The sequence below is a fragment of the Deinococcus roseus genome (assembly GCF_014646895.1).
Classification (GTDB): Bacteria; Deinococcota; Deinococci; order Deinococcales; family Deinococcaceae; genus Deinococcus_C; species Deinococcus_C roseus.
In genome coordinates this window covers 365,329-377,298 of sequence record NZ_BMOD01000002.1, presented here as the reverse complement: position 1 = coordinate 377,298, position 11,970 = coordinate 365,329, and the positions used below count along the sequence as shown (strand labels likewise).

At 54.4% G+C, this 11,970-nt stretch carries 17 protein-coding genes; 12 read left to right on the top strand and 5 right to left on the bottom strand.

The features are described from left to right. Window positions 1–297 precede the first annotated feature (297 nt). The 3 genes from kynA to IEY52_RS04785 are packed head-to-tail and all read left to right on the top strand — an operon-like array spanning window position 298 to window position 2,431. The gene (gene kynA, locus IEY52_RS04795; protein ID WP_189000641.1) at window positions 298–1,089 is read left to right on the top strand and encodes a tryptophan 2,3-dioxygenase; all 792 of its coding nucleotides are present in this window, start codon (window positions 298–300) and stop codon (window positions 1,087–1,089) included. Window positions 1,090–1,145: 56 nt separating this feature from the next. Next, window positions 1,146–2,132, top strand: a complete 987-nt coding sequence (locus IEY52_RS04790; RefSeq protein WP_189000638.1) for a potassium channel family protein — start codon at window positions 1,146–1,148, stop codon at window positions 2,130–2,132. A gap of 17 nt (window positions 2,133–2,149) precedes the next feature. Next, entirely contained in the window at window positions 2,150–2,431 is a 282-nt protein-coding gene (locus IEY52_RS04785) for an Lrp/AsnC family transcriptional regulator (RefSeq protein WP_189000635.1), read from the top strand. A gap of 12 nt (window positions 2,432–2,443) precedes the next feature. On the opposite strand, the gene IEY52_RS04780 is transcribed toward IEY52_RS04785, so the two are convergent. Beyond that, entirely contained in the window at window positions 2,444–2,974 is a 531-nt protein-coding gene (locus IEY52_RS04780; protein WP_189000632.1) for an HD domain-containing protein, read from the bottom strand. Between the two features lie 213 nt (window positions 2,975–3,187). Between IEY52_RS04780 and IEY52_RS04775 the strand changes: the two genes are divergently transcribed. The 9 genes from IEY52_RS04775 (at window position 3,188) to IEY52_RS04735 (ending at window position 7,985) form a co-directional block, all read left to right on the top strand. Beyond that, on the top strand, window positions 3,188–3,964 hold the full coding sequence (locus tag IEY52_RS04775; protein ID WP_189000629.1) for a DUF4097 family beta strand repeat-containing protein: 777 nt from the start codon (window positions 3,188–3,190) through the stop codon (window positions 3,962–3,964). 12 nt (window positions 3,965–3,976) lie between these two features. Further along, window positions 3,977–4,534, top strand: a complete 558-nt coding sequence (locus IEY52_RS04770; protein ID WP_189000625.1) for an SHOCT-like domain-containing protein — start codon at window positions 3,977–3,979, stop codon at window positions 4,532–4,534. A 35-nt stretch (window positions 4,535–4,569) separates the two neighbouring features. Next, window positions 4,570–4,926, top strand: coding sequence for a DUF2089 domain-containing protein (locus IEY52_RS04765; RefSeq protein WP_189000622.1), 357 nt, complete (start codon window positions 4,570–4,572; stop codon window positions 4,924–4,926). A gap of 31 nt (window positions 4,927–4,957) precedes the next feature. Next, window positions 4,958–5,134, top strand: coding sequence for a hypothetical protein (locus IEY52_RS04760; RefSeq protein WP_189000619.1), 177 nt, complete (start codon window positions 4,958–4,960; stop codon window positions 5,132–5,134). Window positions 5,135–5,229: 95 nt separating this feature from the next. Further along, on the top strand, window positions 5,230–5,715 hold the full coding sequence (locus IEY52_RS04755) for a GNAT family N-acetyltransferase (protein WP_189000615.1): 486 nt from the start codon (window positions 5,230–5,232) through the stop codon (window positions 5,713–5,715). A 15-nt stretch (window positions 5,716–5,730) separates the two neighbouring features. Further along, the gene (locus IEY52_RS04750; protein ID WP_189000612.1) at window positions 5,731–6,219 is read left to right on the top strand and encodes an HRDC domain-containing protein; all 489 of its coding nucleotides are present in this window, start codon (window positions 5,731–5,733) and stop codon (window positions 6,217–6,219) included. Window positions 6,220–6,221: 2 nt separating this feature from the next. After that, window positions 6,222–6,692, top strand: a complete 471-nt coding sequence (locus IEY52_RS04745) for a DUF2721 domain-containing protein (RefSeq protein ID WP_189000609.1) — start codon at window positions 6,222–6,224, stop codon at window positions 6,690–6,692. A 178-nt stretch (window positions 6,693–6,870) separates the two neighbouring features. Next, entirely contained in the window at window positions 6,871–7,083 is a 213-nt protein-coding gene (locus IEY52_RS04740; protein WP_189000607.1) for a hypothetical protein, read from the top strand. 32 nt (window positions 7,084–7,115) lie between these two features. Continuing rightward, the gene (locus IEY52_RS04735; RefSeq protein WP_189000604.1) at window positions 7,116–7,985 is read left to right on the top strand and encodes a metallophosphoesterase family protein; all 870 of its coding nucleotides are present in this window, start codon (window positions 7,116–7,118) and stop codon (window positions 7,983–7,985) included. A gap of 88 nt (window positions 7,986–8,073) precedes the next feature. Here the strand turns inward: IEY52_RS04735 and IEY52_RS04730 are convergent, their stop codons facing one another. The 4 genes from IEY52_RS04730 to IEY52_RS04715 form a co-directional block, all read right to left on the bottom strand. Then, complete coding sequence (locus tag IEY52_RS04730) at window positions 8,074–9,069, bottom strand: threonine aldolase family protein (protein ID WP_189000601.1); 996 nt, start codon at window positions 9,067–9,069, stop codon at window positions 8,074–8,076. 62 nt (window positions 9,070–9,131) lie between these two features. Further along, a complete protein-coding gene (locus IEY52_RS04725) occupies window positions 9,132–9,779 on the bottom strand; it encodes a DarT1-associated NADAR antitoxin family protein (protein ID WP_189000597.1) in 648 nt (215 codons plus the stop codon). 74 nt (window positions 9,780–9,853) lie between these two features. Beyond that, a complete protein-coding gene (locus IEY52_RS04720) occupies window positions 9,854–11,119 on the bottom strand; it encodes a S41 family peptidase (protein WP_189000594.1) in 1,266 nt (421 codons plus the stop codon). Window positions 11,120–11,284: 165 nt separating this feature from the next. Beyond that, complete coding sequence (locus tag IEY52_RS04715) at window positions 11,285–11,923, bottom strand: peptidylprolyl isomerase (RefSeq protein WP_189000591.1); 639 nt, start codon at window positions 11,921–11,923, stop codon at window positions 11,285–11,287. Between the last annotated feature and the right edge of the window lie 47 nt (window positions 11,924–11,970).

The window sequence follows — 11,970 nt, the reverse complement described above, 5'->3', positions numbered from 1 at the left end:
ACCATTTCTATTTTCTTTCTTACATCACATCAAAACACTTTTGATGGTTTTTGTATTGATTACAAATGAATTACAAGATTAGAAACCTTAAATTTCAGCTTTGAATATGAAGTTTTGACAAGATGAGATTTTCTGGGGGTTGATTCTCATGAAGAGTTTGGGGATTTGAAGCTCGGCGGATGATTGTTGGCTTTCATGACAAAGTGAACAGGTTGCGGTGAAGGTGTTCCTGAAAAACCGGTGCCGCAGCAGGGACGGGCAGCACCAAAAGAACAGATTGGCTTTATAATCACCTGGATGACCAGACAGACCCTGACTTATGGCGACTACCTGAGCCTGGAGCAACTGCTCAGTGCCCAGCACCCCCAGAGCGACCACCACGATGAAATGCTGTTCATTCTGATCCACCAGGTCAGTGAACTGTGGATGAAACTTGCTTTGCACGAACTGCAGGCTGCACAGCAGGCCATCATGCAAGACCACCTGCAAGAAAGCCTGAAAATGCTCGCCCGCATCAAGGTCATCCAGAAACAACTGATTGAAGCCTGGAGCACCCTGGGCACCATGACCCCCAGCGAGTATGTGGGCTTTCGGGACAAACTGGGCACCTCCAGCGGTTTTCAGAGCGCCCAGTATCGGGAACTGGAATTCAAACTGGGCAACAAAAACCCACACATGCTGCACATGCATGAAAGAACCCCGGAGGTGCACCAGCAGTTGCAGCAGGCCTATGAGCAGCCTGGACTGTATGACGCTGTGCTGATGCTGCTGTCCAGAAGGGGCTTCCAGGTTTCGGACGCCCTGACAGACAACTTCACAGAGCCTTACACAGCCCATGGCAGTGTCTTGAATGCATGGAAAGAGGTTTATGCGCATCCAGAGCAGCACTGGGACCTCTACAACCTTGCTGAGAAATTGATTGATCTGGAAGATGCCTTTCAGCAGTGGCGCTTCAAGCATTTGCGCACGGTCATGCGCATCATTGGAGAGAAATCCGGCACGGGTGGGACTTCTGGTGTGGGTTACCTGAAAAAAGCACTGGACTACCAGTTCTTCCCGGAACTCTGGCAGGTGCGAACTTTGCTGTAAGCAGGTGTCTACTCCTGATGACCGATGGCTGGACGCTGACCCCTTAAAGTGAGACCATGCCCAGGCAGCTTCAGATTGCACTGCTGCTCATTTTGCTGGTCCAGGCCATGGGAACCCTTGGGTACATGGTTCTGGAAGACATGTCTTTCACAGACGCCATGTTCCAGACCATCATGATCCTGACCACGGTGGGTCTGGGAGAGGTCAACCCCTTCAGCACTGCCGGAAAATGGCTTTCCATCGGTCTGATGTCCTTTGGAGTGGGTCTGGTGCTGTATTCCCTCACCCAGGTGGTGGAGGTGTTGATCACCAATGCCATCAGCGATCAGGGCAAACTCAAAAAGGAACGGAAGCACATGCAAAAACTGCAGGACCACATTGTTGTGTGCGGTTATGGCCGGGTGGGAGAACAGGTGTCCAGAGAACTCCATGCAGCAAAGCAGCCTTTTCTGATCCTGGACCACCGCCCTGAGCGTGCACAGGCAGCCAGAAATGCAGGCTTCCTGGTGCTGGAGGGAGATGCCAACCAGGATGAGGTGCTGCTGCAGGCCGGAATTGACCGGGCCAGAACGCTGGTGGCTGTGCTGGGAGAAGATGCCATGAACCTCTATGTGGTGCTCTCTGCCCGCGAGCTGAGCCCCGGGCTGCACATTGTGGCCCGCAGCAGCGAGGACACTGCCAGCAAGAAACTGATGCGTGCAGGGGCCAACGAGGTGATCAACCTGCACCGCCTCTCCGGGGTCAGCGTGGCCCGTGGCCTCCTCAAATCCAGCATGGTCAGTGTGCTGGAAGACATCACCTTTGGAGCACAGGGGTTTCAGATGGAAGGGGTGCAGGTGGCCTCCCAGAGTGCCCTGATTGGCAAGCACCCCAGAGAGGTGCAATTGATGTGTGGCATCACCTTCATTGCCCTGAAACGGGCCTCTGGAGAGGTCTACCGTTATGAGACCGACCTGCTCTTGATGGCTGGAGACACCCTGCTGGTGATTGGCAACCCCGAAGAAGTCAAAAAGCTGGAACTGCTGTCGATAAGATCCGTCTGAACGGGTATTCTGAAATCATGATTACCGCTCTGGTTCTGATTCAGGCTGAACGCAAGCGCATTGTCGAAACGGCCCAGGAAGTGGCTGCAGTTCCCCACGTCACCGATGTGTACAGCGTCACCGGAGACTGGGACATCGTGGCTGTGATCCGCATGCCCGATTACGCCGCTCTGGATGAAGTGGTCACCCAGAACATGCGCAAAATCGACGGCATCGTCAAAACCCAGACCATGCTGGCCTTCAAGACCTACAGCAAGGATTTGCTGGAGCAGAGTTTTTCGATTGGGACAGAGGATTAGACCCCCAGAAGTTCACATCTCCTGCATGGCCTTCAACACATGGGCCATGTGGGTGTCCAGGTCCAGACCCAGGTCCTGGGTGCCTTCCTGCACCTCGTCCCGGTTGACCCCTGCCGCGAAGGCTTTGTTTTTGAAGCGTTTTTTGACGCTGGAGAGTTCCAGCATTTTGATGTCCTTGTCGGGGCGGATCAGGGCAGAGGCCTGGATCAATCCGGTCAGTTCGTCTACAGCAAATAAGGTTTTGGCAAGTCGGGTTTCTCTGGCAACGCCGCTGTAACTGGCATGTCCCAGGATGGCATTGATGATGTCCTCAGAAACGTCGGTGTTTTCCTGCAAATGTTTGACGCCCCAGAAGGGGTGTTCTTCGGGGTGCAACTCATAGTCGAAGTCGTGCAGCAAGCCAGCAATGGCGTACTGCTCCTCGTCTTCTCCCCACAGCCGTGCATAGTAACGCATGGCGGCTTCAACATTGAGCATGTGGCGTCTGAGGGACTCGCTGGGGGTGTGCTGGCACATCAGGTTGTAAGCCTCATCTCGGGTCATGGAAGCAGCATACCGTCCCAGACATGAAAAATCAAAATAGAAAATGAAGCTTTATAATCAGTGAGTTTCTATTGACAGAATAGAAGATTTGTTTTACTATCTTTTCAAGAAGGCAGGCAGGCGGATCACACCGCAGGGCCACTCCAAACGTTGACTCTGAACCTCACCACAACCCGCTGAACACCAACACTGCCTGAACACAGAAAGGGAGTTATGTCCGATTTTTCAAACAAAGTCAAAGAACTGCTGGAACAGGGAAAAATCACCCCCGAAGAAGCCCAGGAACTGCTCACTGGACACCAGGAGCCCCAGCTCAAACAGATCTCACTGCCCAGCACCGGAAACGAGCGCGTTCTGCGCATCAGCCTGCGGGCCGGAGACCTCAAGGTCAAAGGCAACCCCAACGTCAGCACCCCCCAGCTGGTGGGCCACAACACCGACGGCATCCAGATCCGCACCGAGGGCAACACCTGGATCGTGGATGACCAGCGCAACTTTGAAGTGCAGGGTGCAGGTTTCATCGACAAGATGGTGGGCATGCTGGGCAAGTTCAAACCCGTGCATGTGAACCTGGAAGTCCCCACCTTTCTGGAGCGCCTGGAAGTGCACCTGCTGGCCGGAGACATCGAAGTGCAGGGCGTTCCCGCCTTCGTGAAGATGGACATTCAGGCCGGAGATGTGGACCTGGTGGACATCATCGGATTTGACATCAGTGCCAAGGCCGGAGATGTGGACATCACTGCAGACCTGAGGGAAGGCAAACATGGCATCGAACTGCTGGCCGGAGACCTCGACCTCAACCTGACCCCCAGCAGCAACGCCCGGGTCAATGTCAACCTCACCGCAGGCGACTTTGATGCCATCGGGATTCCCACCACCAAGAGCGGCGGCACCGTCACTGGAGGCCGCTATGAAGCCACCGTAGGATCAGGCGACGCCAGCGTCACCATCAACGTCAATGCAGGCGACATCGACCTGCGGGTCAAGTAAGGAGAAGTGCACATGGACCAGATCAAGAAAATCCTCGACATGGTCAAGCAGGGCCGCCTGAGCGCCGACGATTCCTTCAAGCTGATTTCTGCCCTCAATCCCCGTCTGAAACTCTCTCATGATGAATGGGAACGCTATGTGGGTTTGCTGCGCAATGAAGCCCTGGGCACCGCAGAAGTGGAAACCATCCTGAATGGCCGCTCTGGTGCTCAGTTCCCTGACCCACCGTTTCCTCCCCGTCCTCCCCGCATCGACACCACCATCGAAAGTGCCCTCGAATCTGCCCTGAGTGGCATCCGCAAAGGCTTTGGGGCTGGACAGTCCAGAACCGCCACCACCCTGAAAGTGGAATTTGAGAGCTCTGGTGGAGCCAGCATGCGGACCAACATTCCCCTGGCCCTCGCAGACCACGCCCTCAAACTGATTCCCAAAGAAGCCCTGGGCATGATTGCAGAGCAGGGCATTGACCCCCAGATGATCCCCGACCTGCTCAAGAGCAGCCCTCCAGTGGGCCGTCTGATGGACTTTACAGATGAGGAAGGATCACAGGTTCGCCTGACCATCGAATGATTCACCCCTCTGTTTGAAAGGGCTAAGCTGGAAACATGCTCAAACCGATTCCCATCCCCTTTCCCGGAGTTCAGGAAAAACCCATCGTCACAGAACTCACCTTTGTGGAGTCCCAGGTGACGGTGAAAGGCCACTTCGAACTCAATGAATTTGCCACCCTGGTGCCGGAAAGCCTGGAATTCCTGAGGCTCTACATCAAAGTCAGGGGCAACCTCAAAGAAGTGGAACGCATTTTAGGCATCTCCTACCCCACCGTTCGGGCCAGATTTGAAGGCATGCTGCGGGACCTCGGGTACGAACCCGTGGAACCGGACCCCAGCGAACTTGCCCTGGACTTGCTGGAAAAAGGAGAAATCACCCCTGAGGAAGCCCTGCGCAGACTGAAGAAATAGCGCATCGGTGGCTTCCAGAAAGAGAAACACCATGGACAGCCACCAGCATGCACAACAAAGACTTCAGGAACTCTACACCCAGGCCGAAATTGCCCGCGCTTTAAGACCCCTCAAACCCCGCTGGTACAGGCGGGTTGCCCAGTACCTGGTGAGGCTCGCCCGCCAGATGGACCGTGAAACGGTGGTGCTGGAAGCTGCACGGCAATGACAGAGGCCAGAGGGCCACCCCACAAATTTCCCCAGATCCTGCATGATCCCTTCTGATTCAGAGGGGATTTTTTCTGGCCGTTTATAATGTCAGACATGCAAAAGACCATCACCCATCTGGAGATGACCCATCCAGACCAGCTGAATCCCAAATACAGCACGGAGGAAAACTTTAAAATTCAGGTGCCTGCAATTCAGGACCACCGTTTGAACCGATTTTTTTACCAGTGGGTGGGCAAAGATTACCGCTGGACCGACCGCCTCTCCTGGCCTGAGGAGAAATGGCAGGCTTTTGCAGAACAGCCTGGAATGCAGCTGCTGATTGCCTCCCTCAAAGACACCCCCATTGGCTTTGCTGAATTGAAAAAAGAGGGCACCGAATTTGAGATCAGCATTTTTGGACTGGCAGACCGCTACATTGGTCTGGGGCTGGGCGGGCATTTCCTGACCCTGGTGATCCAGGCCGCCTGGGACCTGGGGGCCAGCAGGGTTTTCCTGAACACCTGTGACTGGGATCACCCGCATGCCCTTAAGAACTATCTCGCACGGGGATTTCAGGTATACCGTGAGGTCGTGGTTTAAGGTACTGTGCCCATCATGGAAAGCAGAGAAGCCCTCCGAATTTTGCAGCTCCTCGCAGATGGGGTGGACCCCCACTCTGGCGAGGTCTTTGAAGACACCAGTCCTTACCAGCACCCCCAGGTGGTTCGTGCCCTCTTTTATGCTGTGGGGGCCATCGAAAGCCTCTCTGGGGAAATTGCTCCCGTGCTGGGCAAGCCCCAGAAATCCAGCAACTCCAGCAAACCGGACAAACCCGAAAAGCCAGAGAAAGCAGAATCTCAGGAACTCAACCTTGGTGAACTTTCCCCAGATGAGCGGGACCGTTTTGAGAAACTGCGCAACTGGCGGGCAGAGCGGGCCAGACAGCTTAACATGCCCCAGTATGTGATTGCCCACAACCGCCACCTTTTCGAGATGGCGCAATTGAAAGACCTCTCTTATGCCAGCCTTTCTGCCATCAAGGGCTTTGGGGGCATCAAGGCAGAGAAATACGCAGAGGAAATCCAGCGCGTCCTCGAGAAGTAAATTTGCTGCAAATCACCACCGCTGCAGAGGTGCTGGGGGCCATGATCACCCCGGCGGTGCTGATTTCTGCCTCGGGAACCCTGGTGCTTTCCACCTCCAACCGGCTGGTGCGCGTGGTGGACCGGGTGCGGGCTGTGAGCACCGAAATCCAGAAAATGAACAAAGAAAACCTGTCAGACAGCAGGCTGGAAATGCTCATTGAGCAACTCCCTGACCTCTCCAGACGACTGATCCTGATGCGCACAGCCCTCAGTGCGCTCTATTTTGCCATTGGCCTGCTGGTCCTCACCAGCATCATGGTGGGCTTTGTGCAGCTTTTTCACTGGGAAACCGGAAACTGGCTGGGCATTGCCTGCGGTCTGCTGGGAACCAGTTCCCTGCTGTATGCCAGTGTCCTGCTGGTCCGGGAGGCCAACATTGCTGTGGCATCGACATTTCAGGAGATGGACCATCTGGAACGGTCCATTCGGTAGGACTTCTCGCCAAATGGCGGATTTCCTGAGGGTTGCTGGTGGTTAACATAAAAGCATGTGCCGCTATGCAGGGAAGAATTACAAAGAGCATTTTGCCTGTTTTTCCTGCCAGAGGAGTTTCAAGCATCCTCATGGTTCGGTGCAACATTGTCCGCATTGCAGAGGGCAGATGGTCACCATGGGTCTGGATTTCAAAGCCCCTCCCAGAAAAGATTCAAAAGCCTGGAACGTGCTGGAAGTGCTGTCAGGGTATGGTTTTCGTTTTCATTCCTGTGGTTGTGGAGGGCCAGGGTACCGCCCTCGCACCCTGAAAGACCTGAAGAAGTTTCTGCAAACCGAGCTTTTGAAAGATCCAAAGGGCAGAGAGGTGCACCATCTGCTGCAGAAGTGAGGGTTTTCATGTGCCTGTGGCAGCATGAGGGCATGAATTTCAAACCCTTTGCTGGATTTTTGCTTCTCTGCGCTTCTGCATCTGGTTTTCAGGCAAAAGCCCAGAACACCGTGCTGGCCGCCGGAGACATTGGCATGTGCAACCTACAGGCCCCCTACTGGACGGGAGATTTGATCCGGCGGGAATTGCAGAAAGATCCTGCTGCACGGGTGCTGGCCCTGGGAGATCTGGCTTACACGGTGGGCAGCAAAGCAGAATTCAAAGCCTGTTTTGATGCTGCCTGGGGAAGCTTTAAGGGAAACATCTATCCTGCTCCTGGAAACCATGAATACGAGACCGCCAATGCAGCAGGGTATTTTGACTACTTTGCAGAACGGGCAGGGAAGGGGTATTACGGGTTTGATCTGGGGAAATGGCGGGTGCTGTCTCTCAACTCCAACCTGAGTGGAGAGGCCATGCAGCAGCAAATCCAGTGGCTGAAAACCGATCTGGATGCCTTCAAAGGCCAGTGCATCCTGGCCTACTGGCACCATCCGCTGGTGTCTTCCGGGTTTCATGGGAACAACAGCATCATGAAACCCGTCTGGGAGGTCTTGCAGGCACACCATGCCGATCTGGTGCTGGTGGGCCACGACCACCACTATGAAAGGTTTACCCAGCTTTCCAGTTCAGGGACTCCCGATTCAGAAGGCATCCGCGAATTTGTGGTGGGAACAGGTGGAGCTGTATTATACCGCACCCTGTTCATCAAACCCGGCAGTGAAAAACACCAGAACAGCCAGTTCGGGGTTTTAAAGTTGAACTTGCAGGACAGCGGTTACAGCTGGGAATTTCTGGCAGCCAACCCAAAACAGGCAGGCAAAGTGCTGGATTCTGGGTCTGCAGATTGTCATGCGAAATAGGGGGAGTTGGCAGTTCCACCTCCATCATGTGAAGAAAAAGCTCAGGAGTGCCTGAGCTTTTTGTGTTTTTGCTGACTGCTGACCGCTTTCAGAGGCTGGCAATGGTGTGGTCCAGCATTTCCTGGGTGATCTGGTGGTGCAGCACGAACCTCAGGCTGTCTGCATACACGGCGTTCACCAGAATGCCTTTGCTTTTCAGTTCTTCTGCTTTCTGGAAGGCATCTGGTACCTGCACGTAAATGATGTTGGTCTGCACAGCAGCATGGTTGACCCCATATCCTGCCTGCTCCAGGGCTGCTGCCAGTTGCCGGGTTTTGTGGTGGTCTTCGGTCAGCTTCGCAGGGCCATCTCTCAGGGCGATTCTGGCTGCTGCGGCCAGAATTCCAGATTGCCGCATGCCTCCGCCCATCATCTTGCGGTAGCGGTGGGCTTCCTTGATGAAGGCCTGAGACCCGAGCAGCACACTGCCCACGGGTGCGCCCAGACCCTTGCTGAGGCACAGACTGACCGAATCAAAATGCCGGGTGATCTCTCTCACATCCACATTCAGTCCAGCAGCAGCGTTCATCAGGCGGGCACCGTCCATGTGCAGGGGCAAGCCTTCAGAGAGGCTGACTTCCCGGACGCCTTTCAGGACCTCCAGAGGCACGATGGTTCCTCCGGCAATGTTGTGGGTGTTCTCGATGGAAATCAGACCTGTGGGGCTTTTGTGGATGCTGCGCCCAATGGCTTTTTTGATGTCTTCAGGATCAGGGACACCCAGAGGGGCTGGTACAAACCGGGGCACCACGCCAGAGAAGGTGGCCATCATGCCCAGTTCGTATTCGTAGATGTGGGCTCCCTGCTGGGTGATGACCTCCTGTCCCCGTTTTGTGTGTACAGCAATGGCCACCTGATTGGTCATGGTGCCCGAAGGCATGAACAGGCCTGCTTCAAACCCCAGAGCCTGGGCCGTTTCTTCCTGCAGCAGGTTCACAGTGGGATCTTCCCCGTAAACGTCGTCTCCCAGAGGAGCGGTGACCATGGCTTCCAGCATTTCTGGCGTGGGACGGGTGATGGTGTCTGAACGCAGATCAACAAGCATGGGCCATCTTAACTTTTTCTGCTGCATCTGCAAGTGGCAATTTTGCGTATTGTCCGCTGGTTTCAATGTTCTGGCTGTAAGGTTCTCAGAAAATGCTGCTGGTCTTGCATGGCTTCCTGAAACAAACCTTTGCGGTGCAAGGTCAGGAACATCGCAGCACATCTGGCCTGACAGGCTGCAGATTTTTCGGGATTGAAGGCAATGTCTGTGAACCCATCATGGTCCAGGAGGTGTTGTTGCAGTTCTGGATGCTGGTTCAATGCAGAAAGGTACAGCCAGTCGTAAAAAGCAGTGGTGGGCTGGGTGGGCCAGCGGACACCATCAAACTCAAAAGCCACAATCGGGCCTGAAGTTCGCAGGCGTTCGTCCTGTTTGGCGGCCTTGCTGGTGGTCTGGTACAGGTCCTGATAAGGGCCTCCCTGTTCAAACACTTTGCTGCCCTGATAAGCACATTCCACAGAGATGAGCTGTCCTGAATCAGCAACCAGTGTCAAATGAAAGGCGCTGAGCTGGTTTCCCAGTTCTGTGCTGGATCTGGAGGAGATTTCCAGCAACCTGTGCAGCCCATGCTCTCTGGCAGCCCCATGCAATTCCTGGATGGACTTCTGGGCCTGAGATCGGGAGAGTCCGGGATGCCATTGGAATTCCACTTCCAGTTCACGCACATGTGGGGGATTTTCGTCAGGAACAAAAACAGGACGCTTTGCCATGTTCACAGCATACTTCAAAGCAGAAGCATGTGCTGCAGGTGGGACTGGCACCAGTGCTCAGGGATTGAGGGTGTTCAGGGGTTGAAAAGCTGCAATGCGGTCTGCAGTTGCACGTCTTCGGTGAGGGTGTTGTGCACCACCTGATCCGGGGTGATGCGTCTGGGATAGAGGGTGAAATCCTCTTGCAGAGAGCGGATCACGGTGATTTGCAGGGTGTAGCGGTACCCCAGCCTGCGGGTCTGGGTGCTGGTGTTGAGGATGCCATAAGTGGGTTCTCCAATCACGGTGGCTTTGCCTGCCCGCTGCAACTGGTAGGTGAACCACTCCCCGCAAGATGCTGTGTCATGGTTGACCAGAACCACCACCTTTGGTTCCCAGAAACTGGGAGAGGTGACTGCACTGCGCACAGGCAAAAAAGGCACACCAAACAGCAATTTGGAGCGGTCAAAGCCCAGCACCTGTCCGTTTTGCACCCGCAGAAAACCTGCAGTGAAACGGGCATCCTGATACACTTTGAAGCTTTTCACAAAAGCAGAAGAGGCAGCGGCACATTCATTCACCCAGCCCCCTGGATTGTACCGGAGGTCCAGAATGAGGTTCTGAATGTGCTGGCCTTGCAGTTCCCTGAGGGCCTGATGCACGCTTTCACTGATGGGAAGCTGGGAATTGCGGTAAAGGCGTTTGCCTTCTGCGTAAAAACTGGGGATTTGCAGGATGGCGGTGTCCTGCTGGATTTTGTACTGGGCTTTTTGCCAGTAATCTTCTTTGTAATCTTTGTTCAGTTCGATGCGCAGGCGTTTTCCCTGCCGGTCAATCAGCAGGCTGGAATGTCTGTCAAAGTCCAGCTCCCTTTCTGAGGGAACACTTTCTAGATCCCGCCCTCCTGCACTCAGCAGGTCATCGCCCTGTTTCAGGCCATTCAGATCAGCGTAACTGCCGTAAACCACAAATTTAACGTACCAGTGGTTTTGCTGGTGCTGCAGAACCACCCCCAGTTCGTTTTCCAAGGTCAGCTGGAGATCGTCTTCTTGTGGATCAAAGTTGAAAAAGCTGGAGGTCCCGAGATCGGTATGGGCATCTCCCAGTTCACGCAGCAGGCTGCGAATCTGCTGCTCGGCATCCCAGGTCTGGCATTTTTTCTGGCGTTCACAGCCTGTTTCCAGCAGGTTGTGGTATTTGAGCAGCAGGTCAGGCACCCGGTCTTTGTGTTCCCCGTAATAGCTGACCATGGCCGCCTGAAAATCCTGGTACAGTCTGGCTGCATTGCTGGAAGGGTATTTCTGTGCTTGCGCTGCACCCAGACTGCCCAGCAGAACCACAAGCCAGATGAAAAGTCGCATGTTTTGATTATGGCACATCATCCATAAATGCTGTTTACTGGGCGACACAAAACAATTCAGGCGCGATTCTGTTTTTGTGAGCAGTGTGACATTTAATGTTTGGCATCAAGATGAAAAAGGGCAGCCTTGTGAAAAACGAGACTGCCCTCGAATGGAGGAATAAAATCAGTTGCTTTCCAGAATGGTCACGGTGTTGATGGCATCGGGTTTGATCTTGGGGTCGGGTTTCTGGGGATCAATTTTCTGGATGCTGTTGACGGTGGGCATGCCGTCCAGCACCTTCCCGAAGATGGTGTATCCGTAATTCAGCCAGGAAGCAGGAGCAAAGGTGATGAAGAACTGGCTTCCGTTGGTGGAACGGCCTCCACTGTTGGCCACCCCCAGCAGACCCGCGGCATTGAAAGTCACGTTCTGTTCGATTTCCAGACCGTAACTGTAGCCAGGGCCACCGGTCCCGGTTCCGGTGGGATCTCCGGTCTGGGCCATGAAGTTGTCCAGCACCCGGTGAAACACGATGCCATCGTAATAGTGGTTCAGGGCCAGAAACACAAAAGAGTTCACGGCTTTGGGGGCAATTTTTGGGTAGAGTTCTACTGTGATGTCGCCCTTGGTGGTGTTGATGATCGCCCGGTATTTCTTGTTGGGGTTGATAACCCACTGGGGTTCACTGAATTTCAGAACCCGGTCCTTGGTGAGGGGTTCCAGGGTTTTAAAAGCCGTTTCAGCGGTCTGGGCTTCAGCAGGGGTCTGCTGGGCGTGGGCCAGAGGGAGGAGCAGGGTCGCAGCCAGAATGAATTTCTTCATGGTGAACAGTGTAAAACGCCAGCATTTGAGGGACGTGACAAGTCGCC